Source organism: Roseateles sp. (genome assembly GCF_049240545.1).
Lineage (GTDB): Bacteria > Pseudomonadota > Gammaproteobacteria > Burkholderiales > Burkholderiaceae_C > Paucibacter_A.
In genome coordinates this window covers 1-12684 of the sequence record NZ_JBMLSK010000296.1, presented here as the reverse complement: position 1 = coordinate 12684, position 12684 = coordinate 1, and the positions used below count along the sequence as shown (strand labels likewise).

General features: G+C 68.3%; 27 protein-coding genes. 7 read left to right on the top strand and 20 right to left on the bottom strand.

The window, feature by feature from the left end:
• Positions 1-60 precede the first annotated feature (60 nt).
• The 19 genes from ACOVRJ_RS18985 to ACOVRJ_RS18895 form a co-directional block, all read right to left on the bottom strand.
• On the bottom strand, positions 61-408 hold the full coding sequence (locus ACOVRJ_RS18985) for a hypothetical protein (protein ID WP_422045392.1): 348 nt from the start codon (positions 406-408) through the stop codon (positions 61-63).
• A gap of 37 nt (positions 409-445) precedes the next feature.
• The gene (locus tag ACOVRJ_RS18980) at positions 446-1402 is read right to left on the bottom strand and encodes a DNA adenine methylase (protein WP_422045391.1); all 957 of its coding nucleotides are present in this window, start codon (positions 1400-1402) and stop codon (positions 446-448) included.
• Between the two features lie 30 nt (positions 1403-1432).
• On the bottom strand, positions 1433-1768 hold the full coding sequence (locus ACOVRJ_RS18975; RefSeq protein WP_422045390.1) for a DUF551 domain-containing protein: 336 nt from the start codon (positions 1766-1768) through the stop codon (positions 1433-1435).
• Between the two features lie 39 nt (positions 1769-1807).
• Positions 1808-2095: a hypothetical protein gene (locus ACOVRJ_RS18970; RefSeq protein WP_422045389.1), complete on the bottom strand. Its 288-nt coding sequence runs from the start codon at positions 2093-2095 to the stop codon at positions 1808-1810.
• A gap of 81 nt (positions 2096-2176) precedes the next feature.
• Positions 2177-2455, bottom strand: a complete 279-nt coding sequence (locus tag ACOVRJ_RS18965) for a hypothetical protein (RefSeq protein ID WP_422045388.1) — start codon at positions 2453-2455, stop codon at positions 2177-2179.
• Positions 2456-2487: 32 nt separating this feature from the next.
• Positions 2488-2748 carry a hypothetical protein gene (locus ACOVRJ_RS18960; protein ID WP_422045387.1) on the bottom strand — a complete coding sequence of 87 codons (261 nt, stop codon included), beginning with the start codon at positions 2746-2748 and terminating at the stop codon, positions 2488-2490.
• Positions 2745-3014: a hypothetical protein gene (locus tag ACOVRJ_RS18955; protein WP_422045386.1), complete on the bottom strand. Its 270-nt coding sequence runs from the start codon at positions 3012-3014 to the stop codon at positions 2745-2747. Before ACOVRJ_RS18955 ends, ACOVRJ_RS18960 begins: the two co-directional genes overlap by 4 nt.
• 33 nt (positions 3015-3047) lie before the next feature.
• Positions 3048-3257: a hypothetical protein gene (locus ACOVRJ_RS18950; RefSeq protein ID WP_422045385.1), complete on the bottom strand. Its 210-nt coding sequence runs from the start codon at positions 3255-3257 to the stop codon at positions 3048-3050.
• Complete coding sequence (locus tag ACOVRJ_RS18945; protein WP_422045384.1) at positions 3254-3763, bottom strand: hypothetical protein; 510 nt, start codon at positions 3761-3763, stop codon at positions 3254-3256. The genes ACOVRJ_RS18950 and ACOVRJ_RS18945 overlap by 4 nt, the downstream gene beginning before the upstream one ends.
• Positions 3764-3765: 2 nt before the next feature.
• Entirely contained in the window at positions 3766-4062 is a 297-nt protein-coding gene (locus tag ACOVRJ_RS18940) for a hypothetical protein (protein ID WP_422045383.1), read from the bottom strand.
• Positions 4063-4065: 3 nt separating this feature from the next.
• On the bottom strand, positions 4066-4917 hold the full coding sequence (locus ACOVRJ_RS18935; protein WP_422045382.1) for a DUF6551 family protein: 852 nt from the start codon (positions 4915-4917) through the stop codon (positions 4066-4068).
• Complete coding sequence (locus ACOVRJ_RS18930; RefSeq protein WP_422045381.1) at positions 4914-5708, bottom strand: ParB N-terminal domain-containing protein; 795 nt, start codon at positions 5706-5708, stop codon at positions 4914-4916. The genes ACOVRJ_RS18935 and ACOVRJ_RS18930 overlap by 4 nt, the downstream gene beginning before the upstream one ends.
• A gap of 19 nt (positions 5709-5727) precedes the next feature.
• Positions 5728-6123 (bottom strand): hypothetical protein, encoded by a 396-nt coding sequence (locus tag ACOVRJ_RS18925; RefSeq protein ID WP_422045380.1) that lies wholly within the window; start codon positions 6121-6123, stop codon positions 5728-5730.
• Position 6124: 1 nt separating this feature from the next.
• Positions 6125-6562 (bottom strand): hypothetical protein, encoded by a 438-nt coding sequence (locus ACOVRJ_RS18920; protein ID WP_422045379.1) that lies wholly within the window; start codon positions 6560-6562, stop codon positions 6125-6127.
• Positions 6559-6780 (bottom strand): hypothetical protein, encoded by a 222-nt coding sequence (locus ACOVRJ_RS18915; protein ID WP_422045378.1) that lies wholly within the window; start codon positions 6778-6780, stop codon positions 6559-6561. The genes ACOVRJ_RS18920 and ACOVRJ_RS18915 overlap by 4 nt, the downstream gene beginning before the upstream one ends.
• Positions 6780-7010 (bottom strand): hypothetical protein, encoded by a 231-nt coding sequence (locus ACOVRJ_RS18910; protein ID WP_422045377.1) that lies wholly within the window; start codon positions 7008-7010, stop codon positions 6780-6782. Before ACOVRJ_RS18910 ends, ACOVRJ_RS18915 begins: the two co-directional genes overlap by 1 nt.
• A complete protein-coding gene (locus ACOVRJ_RS18905; protein WP_422045376.1) occupies positions 7007-7156 on the bottom strand; it encodes a hypothetical protein in 150 nt (49 codons plus the stop codon). Before ACOVRJ_RS18905 ends, ACOVRJ_RS18910 begins: the two co-directional genes overlap by 4 nt.
• A 71-nt stretch (positions 7157-7227) precedes the next feature.
• Entirely contained in the window at positions 7228-7698 is a 471-nt protein-coding gene (locus ACOVRJ_RS18900) for a hypothetical protein (RefSeq protein WP_422045375.1), read from the bottom strand.
• A 10-nt stretch (positions 7699-7708) separates the two neighbouring features.
• Positions 7709-8362, bottom strand: a complete 654-nt coding sequence (locus ACOVRJ_RS18895) for a hypothetical protein (protein WP_422045374.1) — start codon at positions 8360-8362, stop codon at positions 7709-7711.
• 80 nt (positions 8363-8442) lie between these two features.
• Here ACOVRJ_RS18895 and ACOVRJ_RS18890 point away from each other — a divergent pair, with 80 nt between their 5' ends.
• The gene (locus ACOVRJ_RS18890; protein WP_422045373.1) at positions 8443-8679 is read left to right on the top strand and encodes a hypothetical protein; all 237 of its coding nucleotides are present in this window, start codon (positions 8443-8445) and stop codon (positions 8677-8679) included.
• Positions 8680-8759: 80 nt separating this feature from the next.
• On the opposite strand, the gene ACOVRJ_RS18885 is transcribed toward ACOVRJ_RS18890, so the two are convergent.
• Complete coding sequence (locus tag ACOVRJ_RS18885) at positions 8760-9011, bottom strand: hypothetical protein (RefSeq protein WP_422045372.1); 252 nt, start codon at positions 9009-9011, stop codon at positions 8760-8762.
• 211 nt (positions 9012-9222) lie between these two features.
• Here ACOVRJ_RS18885 and ACOVRJ_RS18880 point away from each other — a divergent pair, with 211 nt between their 5' ends.
• The 6 genes from ACOVRJ_RS18880 to ACOVRJ_RS18855 form a co-directional block, all read left to right on the top strand.
• On the top strand, positions 9223-9438 hold the full coding sequence (locus ACOVRJ_RS18880) for a hypothetical protein (RefSeq protein WP_422045371.1): 216 nt from the start codon (positions 9223-9225) through the stop codon (positions 9436-9438).
• A 19-nt stretch (positions 9439-9457) separates the two neighbouring features.
• A complete protein-coding gene (locus ACOVRJ_RS18875) occupies positions 9458-9811 on the top strand; it encodes a hypothetical protein (RefSeq protein WP_422045370.1) in 354 nt (117 codons plus the stop codon).
• 288 nt (positions 9812-10099) lie between these two features.
• Complete coding sequence (locus ACOVRJ_RS18870; protein ID WP_422045369.1) at positions 10100-10537, top strand: hypothetical protein; 438 nt, start codon at positions 10100-10102, stop codon at positions 10535-10537.
• Entirely contained in the window at positions 10530-11870 is a 1341-nt protein-coding gene (locus ACOVRJ_RS18865) for a replicative DNA helicase (protein WP_422045368.1), read from the top strand. The genes ACOVRJ_RS18870 and ACOVRJ_RS18865 overlap by 8 nt, the downstream gene beginning before the upstream one ends.
• The gene (locus ACOVRJ_RS18860; protein ID WP_422045367.1) at positions 11870-12238 is read left to right on the top strand and encodes a hypothetical protein; all 369 of its coding nucleotides are present in this window, start codon (positions 11870-11872) and stop codon (positions 12236-12238) included. The genes ACOVRJ_RS18865 and ACOVRJ_RS18860 overlap by 1 nt, the downstream gene beginning before the upstream one ends.
• A 167-nt stretch (positions 12239-12405) precedes the next feature.
• On the top strand, positions 12406-12684 hold a 279-nt coding region (locus ACOVRJ_RS18855; RefSeq protein WP_422045366.1), incomplete at its 3' end, for an HNH endonuclease.

The window sequence follows — 12684 nt, the reverse complement described above, 5'->3', positions numbered from 1 at the left end:
TGTCTCATTCATCGTCGCTCCTATGCGCCGTGTCGGGCGCGGTTAACCTAGCGTTAGGCATCACTGAACAGCCCGGTGCACGTAGACCGTAGCGCCAGAATCAGCATCAACGTGCACGGCCTCAGGCTCGCACCAGCAATCAGCACTTGCCTTGTGTTCGGGCTGCGGCGGCGCGACAGCTACGGGCGTCCACTTCACGCGCTTCCCGGGCGCGAACTCGGCTTCAAGCAGCGCAGTGACGCCTGTGCCAGCATCGCACCCAACTCGCCAGCGGCTTGTAAATATCGAGCTCTTCGCCTGCCGCGCTGCGCCAGCTCGCGCCTGCTTCTCGGTGTCGTAACCGGCAAGCACGGTTTCCCATGTTCCGTCGTGCATCTTCCGCTCAATAAACCAGTCACCTGTAGGCATATCTTCTCCTTCGTTACAGTGATGCCTAACCCCTCGCTCAAGCTGACCCGCGCTGGCGCGCGGTCAGCTTAGCTCCCACGTTATGCGTGTCGAACAGCCCGGCCTGCGGGCATCCCCGCGATAGCCACAAGCTCTCTACTCGGTCACGCGCTCCATCTGCATGGGCTGCAGCGTCGATGCGCTGCCACCCGTCGAAAAGTTCGTCGTACAGCGGGCAGCGGTAGCCGCTCACCACCACCGCGCCCTTCAGGCTGGCCAGCGCTTCCGCCAGCTCGCGGTGCTGCTGGTCGTTCATCTCGTGCCGGTAGGCCTGGCTGCGCTCGCGCATGTGCCGCGTCTCGTGCACATAGGGCGGGTCCACGTAATGCACGGTGTCGGGGCCGTCTTGGTGGCGCATCACGTCCAGCGCATCGCGGTTCTCGATCACCACGCCTCGCAGCCGCTGCACCACTGCCCGCAGGTGGTCGGGGAAGTTCATCCAGTCGTGCGCTGGCGTCGTGCCGCTGCGGTTGCTGTTCGCCCGAAAGCCCGTCACCTGCCCACTGGCCCCGGCGCTGCCAAAGCCCATGAAAGCGCGAATCAGCGTGCGCCTGGCCTGTTCCAGCGGCTCGCCGTCAGGTTCGTATGCCTCGGCAAACTCGGCACGGGCAAAGGGTGTCAGATCTGCAGCCCTGGCCAGCGCTTCGCCGTGGTCGCGCGCCACCCGAAACAGGTTCACGATCTCGCCGTCGAGGTCGTTGTAAACCTCGGCGTAGCTGCGCGGCTTCTGCAGCAGCACAGATCCGCCGCCGCCAAAGGGCTCCACGTACACGCGGTGCTCAGGTAGGTGGCGCAGGATCCAGGGCGCCAGTTTCCACTTGCCGCCGTGGTAGCGCACAAGCGGGCGCTTCGGAGCCGCCATCGCGCCACGCATAACACTTCGCTCAACCTGACCCGCCACAGCGGGCCTTGGCTGGGCGTCGGTCAGTGCGTCCTGGGTTGCTTGGTCGGTCATCGCGCTGTGTCGGGCAGGTTAGCTCGGGCGTTAGGCGCTTACCGGCGGGGCCGGCAGGGGCATCCAGTGCGTCGGCTCGTCGTCAAGCGCCCAATGCGTTTCTTCGTGCTGATTCCACTCGTACCAGCCTGCGGGCCAATACGTCTCGTCGGTGCCCTCGTCGTAGTACGCATCGCCTTCTGGCTCAAAGTAGCCGTGCGTAGCTTCGCAAAATGCCATGTGCGGCACATGCACCGCGCGCATCACGAACTTGCCACACGCCACCAGCACGGCAGCGCCCGGCACTGGTAGTCGGTCAGCTACCGGCACCCACGCGCCTAACTGGTCGTTCGAGCCGAGTGCCCCCGGCGTGGCTTCTGTGGTCATCGATCCTCCTGTGCCGGGGTCACCGGCTCAACTTCTACGTTAGGCAGCGCCAACAGCCGCAGCCGTGGCGTCGTTCATCGTCTTCTCCAGCGACTCGGCTTCGTCGGCCAGCTCGATCAGCCGCTGCGCCGTCTCGCGCAACGCTTTGTGCCCGGCCAGCACGCGGAAGCTGGAAACCTCGCGGTCGCGCGTCAACCCTTCAAGGCCGTAGCCGAACACGGGCTCACTGCAGATCATCACCAACTCCACGCGGGCCTTTACCTTCGGCGGCGCGTCCAGGTCGGGCGCCAAGATCAGGTTGCTCGCGTGGCCTAGTAGCTCTTTCATGTCTGTCCTTTGTGCGCCACCAGGCGCTGCCTAACTACTCGCTCAAGTTGACCCGCCGCAGCGGGCAACTTAGCTCGAACGTTAGGCCCGTCGAATCGCATCCGCGCAATCCTGCGGCGTAAAGTCTTGGTCTTCACTTGCGCGCCAATAGCTATATTCCTGCGCCTCGCAAATCTTGGCGCAGCGCTCGCGCTCGTCAGCCACGGCGGCGGCCAGTTTTGCGCGAAGCCGAAGAATCTCAGCGGCATCAGATTCAATCCTGTCTGCGGCTTCGCGGGCTCGCGCCACAAGTTGCGACATTGGCGACATTGGCGACAACGGGCCGCCCACATAGTCAATTGGCATGCGCAGCACGCCCAAAAGCATCACATCGCTCATTCTTCACGCTCCGGTTACAACGGGCCTAACCCGTCATTCGAGCCGACCTTCGGCGGCTCAATTCCCACGTTGGGCGTCTCGTGGTATCCGAGCCGCCAGGTCTGGTGCAGCGTCCGCGTCCGCGCTTCATCGTCGAACCGAATGCGCAGGTAGTGGCCGCGCGCGCCGACAATCGTGCCCTGCACTTGGCGGTCGGTCATGCAGGCCCACCACGTCACTCGTGCGCCCCGCTTCGCTGGCACGCCGTAGCTGCGGCGGATGTAGTCCATGCTCATGCGTACACCTCGCGTATCCAGTAGGGGCAAGAGCCGTCAGGCTGGGGGCGCACGAACATCACCGAGAACCAGCGCGTCGGGTCGTCGTGCTTCAACTGCTCGCGCCTCGCGCAGTCGCGGCACTTCGCGCCCTGGCTTGCGCCGTTGTCGCCTTCGCAGCGGCTTATGTCGCTCGGGAGGTTTGCGCGCTTCGGAACCGGCCGCCCAACCCCTCGCCCAAGCTGACCCGCGTCGGCGGGCAGCGCCTCATCGCTCCGGCTGTTCATGCAGCGCCTCCTTGGTCAGCTTGCCTCGAACGTTCACAACAGCGCCTCATCATCCCGCGGCACCTGCCCGTGCAGATACCGCGACGGCATCCTCTCGCAGATCCTGCGCGCTGCCACCTCGGCCGGCGCCGGGAACGGCCAGCCCGGCACGATCGGCGCCACCCGCAGCAGGCCGCCGCGGCTGCCGTCGAGCTCGATGGCCTCGCGGCCGTCGGGCAGCTTCCAGCGGTCGCCTGCGCTCATGCTGCGGCCCCAAGCTGCCCGATGCACACCCGCGCGTCCCGCGGCGCGTTGCCTGCCAGCGCCTGCGCCACGCGCCGCTGCACGGCCTGGATGGCGTCGTGCAGTTCGCCCTGGGTGCAGTGCTCAAGCTGCACGCGGTGAAAGAAGGCGCCATCGTCCAGCGCGCGCAGTTCTTCCGAGCGCAGCGTCCAGCTGCCAGTGGTGGCATGGCGGGCATGCAGCGCCTGCAGCGCATCCTGCGCGAGCTGGATCTCGGGCATGCGGTCGCTGGCGATGCCGGCCAGCGCCAGGCGCTCGGCCACGTTCATGGCGTCGGCCATGCCGCGCCAGGCCGGCCAGCCGCCGGTGGCTGTGCGCAGCCCGTCGAGCGCCTGCTGCACTGGCCGCACCAGCAGCGCGCGCTGCGGCGCCGGCACCAGCGCGGCGCGGGCGATGGCCAGCTGGGTGGGGTCGACGTCCACCGGGCGCGGCCGGTAGGCCTTGCGGGGCTTGCTGCTGGCGGGCATGTTCAGCACCCAGGGCGTGCCACGCGCACCCAGTGCGGATGTTCGTCGTGGCGCACCAGCAGGCCGGCGTCGATGCCGTAGGCGATGGCCTCGCGCGCCATGTCGACGACCTGGGGCGCATGCTCGCGCTCGTCGAGCATGGGGCGCACGTCGTACCACGTGAGGCGGCCGCAGGGGCTGCGCAGCGCGGGGCAGTTCGTCTCAACGTCGGCCACCACCGCCTGGTTGGCGATGCGGATGGCGCTCCGCAGGTGCTGCATCACGTCTGCGGCGGCGGGCACGGTCAATGGCATGTCCACGGGTCAGTCCGCGATGTCGTTGGCGTTCTTGGTGCTGTGGGCCTCCCAATCGTCGAGCTTGCCGACCCTGCGGCCTTTGTTGTAGATGTCGACGACGATGGACGCAATGCAGTGGTGGACAGGCCGGCCGCTCATTTCGCGCAGCGCCCGTGCGTTGCCAAGAAGACCAGGAGCGCCGCCCTTGACGGGCGCCAGCTTCGTCGCGAGCGCCTTCTGGTCGATGGCGCCGTTGTAGCGAAGCTGCACGAGCCCCACGCCGTACAGCAGGACGCCGTTGAAGCTGGCCGGGCTGGTGCCCCATGCGTGCTTGATCGCGTTCAGCGTGCGGCCGAGCGCGGCGCGGCCCTCGCGGGTCGACGCGATGCCGCCGCCGTCGTAGATTTTCTCCAGCTTGTCGACGGCGGTGATGCCGCGGTCTACCTGCTGGTCGGTGATGATCAGGCCGGCCGCTGCCACGATGTTGGTGATGTCGGTGGCGCGCTCGTCGCCGGCCGTCACGCTGATGCGGAAGTGGTCGAACTTGCGCACAGCGCGGCGGTCGTTGCGAGCGTTGAACAGCTCCGCTTCCTCGCGCTGCGTGAGGCCTTCGAACATCTCCGCGTGGATGCGCTGGTCGCCCCAGCCCACGGCGCGCATGAGTTCGGTGCGGTGCTGGCCGTCGACGACGTACCACTTGCCATCGGCACGGCGGTTCACGACGATGTAGCCAAGCTGGTCGACATCGAACAAGTCGATGTGTTCTTTGACCCACGCCATGCTCAGCTTGCGCTGAGCCTCGGGGTCAATGTTCAGCTCAGAAACCAGCACGGTCCCAAACTTCGAAGCGTGGCGGACGGTCTTTTGGGTGGTATTCATGTTTGCAGACTCCTGATGAAACGGTTGATAGTGGCGACCTGGCGCTTGAGTTCCGCTGCCCAGCCGTCGACGCGATTCGAGTCGAGGCCGTCAACGTCGATGCGCTCAATGCCCAGGGCCAGGCCGGACAGTGAGGTGATGGCCCGCTCGATCTCCTGATTGGGGTCGCGGTGCCTCATGTGCCGCAGCACGGCATGCCGCACGGGCTGGTTGTCGCGACGGCGGCGCAGCTCGGTGTGTGCTGCGCGCACGTTGCCGGTGGCGTCCATCGTTTCCACGATGTCGCCGAACTTCTCGGCCGCTTGCTCGGCGGCTTCGACGACTTCCTTCGCCTGCTCGTAGCGCTGGCGGCACATGCCCACGACTTCAGCAGCGGATGCGCTCGCCTGCGTAAACTTAGATGATTCATCTAGGTTTACCGGCAGGCCCTTCTCGCGCGCCCACCGCGCCTTAGCACCAGCCGACCGGCGGGCTTTGCTTGCGGCCTTGAGCTGAGCCTCGATAGCGCGCGCGACCGCCACGGCCTCGCTCGGCGTGAAGTCCTTGCGCACCTGGTTCTCGTCTCGCTCCGCAGACAACAGGTTGCCCACGTCGATGGCGCGGACAGGGATCGACTCCATGCCGAGCCGGGCGCAAGCCTGAATGCGGCGGTGGCCGGCGATCAGCGTGCCGTCGGCGGTGACCGCAGGCGGGTGCAGCAGACCGTGCTCGCGGATGGAGGCGGCCAGTGCGTCGAGGTCGCCCATGTCCTTGCGAACGCGCTGCCCGATGCAGATGTCAGAGATGCGCATTTCTCTCATGCCTGGCATGTCAATCCTTCGTGTCGTTGGCAGCGCGGCGCTTGAAGTCAGCCCCGGGCAGATGGCTGGCCCCGCGCCGCGGAAAGCAGCCCAGGCTGGTGGTGCCGGGCGCGTGCGGCCCGTGGCGCAGCGGGCCCCTGGCGCGCTCCACCTTCGGCGGCTCGGCCGGCGTGGGCGGCACGGTGGCGCCGTTGTCCACCAGGTGCAGCGGGCGCGGCTGCGCCGTCCAGGCCGGGCGGCTCATGCGGCGCGCCAGGCCGACGATGCAGATGCGGTAGTGGTGCACCTGCAGCGCGGCATCCAGCGTGCTGGGCCGGCCCGGGCGGGCCATGTGGCGATAGGCCAGCGCGAGCTGCTCGCGCGTGGGCTCGGGCGCCGTGGGTTCGTTGGCAGCGGTGCGGGCCATGTCAGCGCACCCGGCCGTCGAGCTCGTCGCTCATGGTCTGCACGCGCAGCGCGTCGAGCAGTGCGCGGCGGTACTGGATGACGCCGGGCGCAGCGGCCACCCAGGCCTGGGCGGCTTCGAGGTCTTCTTCGAGCCCGCGCACGTCGTCCTCGGCCCAGCGGATCTTCCACAGCCTGAAGTAGTGCCGCACCGCGCGCAGCAGCCGCTGCCACAGGTTGCGGCGGGTGGGCGTGATGGCCATGGTGCACATGGCGGCGCCGCTGGCGGTGCAGTCGGCCCAGGTGAGCAGGGCCCACACCAGGCCCAGGGCCACCAGCACGGCCAGCACGCCGCCCAGCACAGCGTTGGTGGCGGTGCGTTCGTGGCGCTGCACCTGGCGGGCGTGGTAGTCGGCCAGCGCGTGGGCGGCTTCGATCTGGCTTGCGGTGGGGCGGTTCATGAGCAGCGCTCCGGGTGGGTGGTGCAGTTGGGCGGGGTGATGCGCAGGCGGCCGTCGGCCGGGCACAGCGGCAGGTGCTCGAGGCCGGGCGCGGGCGGGCCGACAAAGTCGTCGCGGCACAGGTCTTCGCCGCCGCCGCAGCCGGCCAGCCACAGCAGGGTGGCCAGCAGCATCAGCAGCACGGCGGCGCGAAGGGCCACGCGGTGCAGGGGCGGCATCACGCGGCCTCCGCACGGCGGCCGGTTGCGGCCATGTAGGCATCGGCGGCCATGCGCACGCGCGATTCCAGGTCGCGGGCCAGGGCCTCGGCATGCGCGGCGCTGTGCAGCGCAGTAGGGGCGCCGGCCTTGATGGCGGCGGCGCGCTGGCGGAGGAAGCGGGCACGGGCAGCCCACTCCAGGCACTGCTGCGGCGTGCCCCAGCCGGTGTCGGTGGCGGCCGCGCTCACGGCAGCGGCCTCGGCGCGTGGGCCACCGCGTCGTGCGCCTGGCGCAGCGCGCGGCGCAGGGCCAGCTGCTGGCGGATCTCAGCCGCGCGCTGCTGCAAGGCCGCGCGGGCGGCCGGGGTCAGGTAGTAGGGGGTCGGTGCTGGCACTTTGCGCCTCCGTCGGTGTGACGGGGCGCATTACACACGACGTTTATGCCGGTGTCAACAAGCTGTGTAAGTCACAGGTCTTGCGTGTTCTTCTTCTTCTGGAGCTGAGTCTGCGCGGGGTCTGGCGCGCGGCGCAGATCGACAGATCCCATCTCAATGTTGCCGGCATACCGCTGTGCGGTGAGCAGCAGATCGCCATCCGACAACCGGCAGGCAACCTGCGCAACAGGGGCGCCAAAGCCGTTGTGCAGCACGCTTTCGGCACAGGTCATGGCGGCGTACTTCGACTGCAGCGCTTCTCTGATCCGGTCAAAGTCGCGCGGCCTAAACACGAAGGTGATCGCCTCGACACGCTCGTCGCGATAACGGACGATGAGCGGGGCTGCACTGGTGTACGGTTGCACGCCGCCAAGCGTTAGCCCCTGCGTCGTCGGCAGAATGGTCTTGGCCTCTTCGCGAGTCATGCCAGGGTGCAGGCCCTTGAGCTCCAGCTGTGGCGAGGCAAACGCTGGCGCGAAGGCCAGCGCGATCAGTGCGCACACGGGCAACGATCTATGCATCGTCTGGCTCCAATCGACCCTTGTAGACGGCGAGCACTCTAAGGCCTGGCTCGTCGCTGCGCATCGAGCGGTAGGCGCTGTTCGTGACGGCGCCCACCCAGGCGCCGGGGCCTTCGCCCTGCTGGCACCGCCGCACGTGCAGCTGCTGGTGCTCATCACGCAGCAGCACGAGGCGCCCGGGTGCGATGCGGCGGCGCGTCGTCCAGACGATCTCGGTGCCCGCTGGTGCCTCTGGCGCCATGGCGTCATCAGGCGCCGCAAAGGCAAAAAGCTCGGGTGTGTGTTCGGTCAAGAGCTGCTCCCTGGTCAATAAGGGTACAGCTTCCAGCGGCAGATGGTTCACAGCGTGAGCCACTTCATACACCGCGGTCTTCTCGTTAGCCACCAGGCGCAACGCGCCAGCGAACAGGGGGATGGTGCCACCCTCTAGCACGTAGCTGGCCGGGCAGCCCAGCACGGCCTCGGCCTCCAGCGCGCCGTCCTTCGACACGCCGCGCGTCTTCATGTTGTGAATACGCTGCGACGACCAGCCCAACTCGCGCGCCAGGTCGGACAGGTCTTGGACGCGCTGGCTCACTGGCCGGCGCGCGGTGGCCGCGCGGGCACAGCTCAGCAGACGGTCGAGGGATGGGGGCAAGTTATCCACAGGTCATTGTGGGGCGGGTAAACATGGCGTGCTTACACGGCTTGTTGACAGAGTGCTTAAACACCGTGTGTAATCTGCGAATGACCGACGGCGAACTGATCGAGAAGCTGGGCGGGCCTGCGAAGGTCTGCGAGCTGCTGGCCATCCCCAAGGCGGGCGGCATACAGCGAGTGCAGAACTGGAAGTCCCGAGGCATCCCGGCCAGGGTGCGCTTGCAGCACCCCGAGGTGTTTGCAACGGGTGCCCACAGCTTGGCCGTTGGCACGGCCGGGGCGTTGGGCGGGCTCAATCGCCGGGAGGCAATGGCTGATGCCTAAGCCGCAGTCCACCCCCGTCCTCAAGCTCGACCCCCGCGCTGACCGCCGCAGCCTGGGCCGCCTCCTGGTGGCTGCCGCCCTCAGTTCGGTGTGCCCTGCGGTGGCCGCCGCAGGTGGTCGAAGCCGCCGGTCTTCGACATGTCTTCCAGCACGTTCAGCAGGTACAGCGCATCCAGCAGCGGGATGGTCAGCCGCCACGCGGTCGGGGCCTCGTTGTTGGACGGTGGTTTGGTGTAGCCAAGAACCTCCATCTGCACGACTGTGCTCTGAGGGTCCGGTGATCTGGCGCCGAGTGTGGCGCCCTCGACTCGCGTGATGAACATGTGCTCCATGGGTGCCCTCCTGGTGAGGCTGGTCGTCGTGGGGATGGCCAGCGTACACCGGGCAGGGCGCCCGCCCTTCTTTTCGGTTTGCCCCTTCTTGGCGCAGCGATGCGCTGCACCCAGCCCTGCTGGCCGGCCCCTCCTGTCGGCCTGGCGTGGGCGAGCGCGCCGAGGCTGGGCTGGGTGCGGGGCTTCTTTCTTCTACGTGAGCGTGTGACCCATGAGCATTGAACGCAAAGACCTGCGCTTGAAGCTGGACGCCGACGACCACACCGGCCTGCAGCTGCTGGCCGAAGCCGAAGACACCGACATGGGTGCCTGGGCCGAGGCGCTGCTGAAGCGGGAGATTCGTCGTCGAGTGCATGCCGCCATGATGTTGGCCAAGAAGGCCGAGCGCTTGGGAATCGCCGGGAATGCAATCCCGGGCGAGCGCTGAGATCCGGGAGCGCCAGGGAATGGACTCCTCCAACCTCTTCGGCCGCAGTGCCGGCCGCCCGCGTGGCAGCTACGGCGAGGTGCGCGAGGCCTTGGTCAGCGCCTGGCGCCAAGGCCCGGCCCCCGTGCGTGAGGCTGCCGAGCGCGCCTGCGTGGGCCACGCCGTGGCGCGCTACACCGCCAGCCGCATGGCCGATGAGGGCCAGGTGTGCGTGGTGGTGGGTAGCAGGCCCGCCGTGATGGCGCTGGCCGATGACGAGCGCGTGTGCGTGCTGCCCACGGCCGCCGATGCCGACCCGATGAGCGCCGAGCGCGTGCGCGACGAGCTGCACCGCCTGGGCGCGGCCTTCTGGGGGGCTTCGTCCATGGCCTAGGGCAACACCACACCACGCTGGCTGGTTGGGTAGCCCCTGAGAGGCGGGCGAGACGGCAGCGGCCAGTGTGCAGACAGGGGGCGACTGAAGGATCGTGATGGGACAGCCCCACCGCCGGCACCAAGCAGCGGTTCACGGAAAGGCTTGGGAGGGTCTGCGGCTCCGCATAGGCGCGCTACGGACTTCGGTTGTCTCGGCTGCCATGCCGGGATGGCCGAGGGCCGCCCACCACCGGCGCAGGGGTCAGAACAGAGGTAGCAGATGACAGCAGGTAGGCAACTGAGACTCGTGAAAGACGCACCACCCGCGCACGGCAGCACGGTCGATCCCGCGCGGCAGGTGTTCGAGCACTGGGTGTTCATGTTCGGCATGCACCCCGGCCGCACCAAACTGGACGCCGAACGCCGCAACGCCATCAACGGCGCGATCACGCTGTACGGCGTGGCCGAGGTGCTGCTGGCCGTGGAAGGCATGGCCGCCGTGCCGCTGGGCGACAAGCCGGCGTCGATGCAGGAGGCCATGCGCGAGATCACCTGGTTTCTGGCGAACGCGCGCCGCGTCGAGCGCTGCCTGCGCTACGGCGACCAGCTGCGCGATGCGGCTGCGGCACCGGTGGCTGCAGCGGCGCCGGCTGAGGCGGCCGAGCCTGTCGACCAGGAGGCAGTGGCGCAGCAGCGGGCGAGGCTGCGCGATCTGGCGGCGCAGTTCAGGAGCGTCCATGGCTGACGACACCCCGAAGCTGATGGTGCCGCCGCACAGTGTGGAGGCCGAGCAGTCGCTGCTGGGCGGCGTGCTGATTGACAACCGCGCCTGGCAGGCCGTGCGCGGGCGCGTGGTGGCCGGCGACTTCTACAGCCGCGACCATGCCGACGTGTGGCAGGCCCTGGATCAACTGCTCACCGCCGATCGGCCCGCCGACGTGGTGACGGTGTTCCAGCACCTGCAGCGGGCAGGGCGTGCCGATGCCGTGGGCGGGCTGCCGTACCTGAACCAGCTCGCACAGTGCGTGCCCAGCGCGGCCAACTCGGCCGCCTATGCGGGCATCGTGCAGCAGTGCTCGCAGCGCAGGCGGCTCATGCGCCTGGGCCAGGACGTGGTGGCGCGCGCGGCTGACGGCGACGTGAAGACCAGCGTGGTGGACGTGCTGGCTTGGGTGCAGCAGCAGGTGGGCGAGATCGCGCAGGGGCAGGTCGACGCGGTGCCGCGGCTGATGAGCGAGCTGCTGCCCGGGTGGATGGATGAGCTGCAGGCGCGCGCCGACGGCAAGATCGACGCCATCGGCACGGGCTTGAGCGGCGTCAACCGCGCGCTTGGTGGCGGCATGCGCCGCGGCGAGCTCATCGTGCTGGGGGCGAGGCCGAGCATGGGCAAGAGCGCGCTGACGCTGGGCTGGGTGCGTGCGGTGGCGGGCGCGGGGCTGCCGGTGCTGGTGTGCTCGCTCGAGGACTCGGCCAACATGCTCATCAGCCGGCACGTGGCCAGCGCGGGGCGCGCACCGCTTGAACAGGTGCGGCTGCCGCAGCATGCGCCCGATTCGCTTTGGGCGGCGGTGAGCGATGCGGTGGAAGTGCTGGGTGCGCTGCCCGTGTGGGTGGACGACAGGCCCGGCCTCTCGCTGGCTGAGGTGGCCAGCAAGGTGGCGTATGTGCGGGCGAAGAGCGGCGACTGCGCCTTCGTGGTGGTCGACTACCTGCAGCTCATGGAGGACGTCGGCGAGACCCGCAGCAACGAGCTGGCCAACATCGTGCGCGGCCTGAAGAACCTGGCCAAGCGGATGAACTGCGCGGTGCTGCTGCTCAGCCAGCTCAGTCGCGAGGCCGACAAGACCAACGCGCCGCCGCGGCTGGATCACCTGGCCGAAAGCGGCGCCATCGAGCAGGCGGCCGACATCATCGGGCTGCTGTGGCGCGAGTCGCGGCGCAACCCCAAGCCCGACAACCTGAACAAGGCGCAGCTGGAATTCGCCAAGAACAAGAACGCATCGACCTGCACGGTGCAGCTCTACTTCGACGGCAAGACCCAGCGGTTCGAGGACATGGCCATGGAAGGAGGCCACTGATGGCTCGCATTGAAGAGATCGACCGGCTTTTGTGGCTGTGGGCTGAGCAGCTAAAGGTGGGCGACGGCAGTGGCTACCCCACCAAGAGCACGCTGCACGAGGACTGGGCGCCACCATCGCCGGGTGTGACGCCCACCATGAAGGTGAGCAGCAGCGGGCTCAGCGGCATCGGCAAGCACGTCGACAAGCTGCCCGACAGCGTAAAGGCCACCGTGGTGGCCAAGTACCTGCTGCTCATGAGCGACCGAGACGCGGCTGCCGTGCTGGTGTGTGCTGAGGCCACCGTCGGCCAGCGCATCGTGCGGGCGCACCAGCTGCTGGCTGGCATGCTGGAAAAGCGCGCGGGGGTTTTTGCAACAACGGACTAGGGCGCTACATTCACGCAGCCTACCCGCAGTGCCTCTCGTGCTGCATCAAGCCCCGCCGGCCACGCCGAGCGGGGCTTTTTCTTGTGTCGCAACACCACCACCTATACAACCTGGCCGCATGGAAGCGGGCACGGGCGCACCAGCTGCGCCTGGCGCCTGTGTGCCGCATGTGCAAGGAGCTGGGGCTGGTGGCGCTGGCCTCGGTCGTCGACCACGTCACGCCGCACCGCGGCGACCTCGACAAGTTCCTCGACTCGACCAACCTGCAGAGCCTGTGCAAGCCCTGCCACGACCGCCACAAGCAGGCCCAGGAGCACCAGCGCGACGGCCTCGTGCGAGGCGCCGGCCACGAGGGGCAGCCCATCGACCTCGCCCACCCCTGGCACTCGGCCGGCCGCGGCGGGGCAGGGGGGGGGTCAAATGTCTGCAGGGCAAGGCCACAAGAC

Coding starts and splice junctions, on each gene's coding strand:
- ACOVRJ_RS18945 (WP_422045384.1), bottom strand. CDS start 3,763: ATGCCCGCCAGCAGCAAGCCCCGCAAGGCCTACCGGCCGCGCCCGGTG.
- ACOVRJ_RS18880 (WP_422045371.1), top strand. CDS start 9,223: ATGAGCATTGAACGCAAAGACCTGCGCTTGAAGCTGGACGCCGACGAC.
- ACOVRJ_RS18930 (WP_422045381.1), bottom strand. CDS start 5,708: ATGCGCATCTCTGACATCTGCATCGGGCAGCGCGTTCGCAAGGACATG.
- ACOVRJ_RS18985 (WP_422045392.1), bottom strand. CDS start 408: ATGCCTACAGGTGACTGGTTTATTGAGCGGAAGATGCACGACGGAACA.
- ACOVRJ_RS18955 (WP_422045386.1), bottom strand. CDS start 3,014: ATGAACAGCCGGAGCGATGAGGCGCTGCCCGCCGACGCGGGTCAGCTT.
- ACOVRJ_RS18950 (WP_422045385.1), bottom strand. CDS start 3,257: ATGAGCGCAGGCGACCGCTGGAAGCTGCCCGACGGCCGCGAGGCCATC.
- ACOVRJ_RS18980 (WP_422045391.1), bottom strand. CDS start 1,402: ATGACCGACCAAGCAACCCAGGACGCACTGACCGACGCCCAGCCAAGG.
- ACOVRJ_RS18920 (WP_422045379.1), bottom strand. CDS start 6,562: ATGAACCGCCCCACCGCAAGCCAGATCGAAGCCGCCCACGCGCTGGCC.
- ACOVRJ_RS18935 (WP_422045382.1), bottom strand. CDS start 4,917: ATGAATACCACCCAAAAGACCGTCCGCCACGCTTCGAAGTTTGGGACC.
- ACOVRJ_RS18890 (WP_422045373.1), top strand. CDS start 8,443: ATGACCGACGGCGAACTGATCGAGAAGCTGGGCGGGCCTGCGAAGGTC.
- ACOVRJ_RS18975 (WP_422045390.1), bottom strand. CDS start 1,768: ATGACCACAGAAGCCACGCCGGGGGCACTCGGCTCGAACGACCAGTTA.
- ACOVRJ_RS18915 (WP_422045378.1), bottom strand. CDS start 6,780: ATGCCGCCCCTGCACCGCGTGGCCCTTCGCGCCGCCGTGCTGCTGATG.
- ACOVRJ_RS18925 (WP_422045380.1), bottom strand. CDS start 6,123: ATGGCCCGCACCGCTGCCAACGAACCCACGGCGCCCGAGCCCACGCGC.
- ACOVRJ_RS18885 (WP_422045372.1), bottom strand. CDS start 9,011: ATGGAGCACATGTTCATCACGCGAGTCGAGGGCGCCACACTCGGCGCC.
- ACOVRJ_RS18875 (WP_422045370.1), top strand. CDS start 9,458: ATGGACTCCTCCAACCTCTTCGGCCGCAGTGCCGGCCGCCCGCGTGGC.
- ACOVRJ_RS18960 (WP_422045387.1), bottom strand. CDS start 2,748: ATGAGCATGGACTACATCCGCCGCAGCTACGGCGTGCCAGCGAAGCGG.
- ACOVRJ_RS18860 (WP_422045367.1), top strand. CDS start 11,870: ATGGCTCGCATTGAAGAGATCGACCGGCTTTTGTGGCTGTGGGCTGAG.
- ACOVRJ_RS18865 (WP_422045368.1), top strand. CDS start 10,530: ATGGCTGACGACACCCCGAAGCTGATGGTGCCGCCGCACAGTGTGGAG.
- ACOVRJ_RS18970 (WP_422045389.1), bottom strand. CDS start 2,095: ATGAAAGAGCTACTAGGCCACGCGAGCAACCTGATCTTGGCGCCCGAC.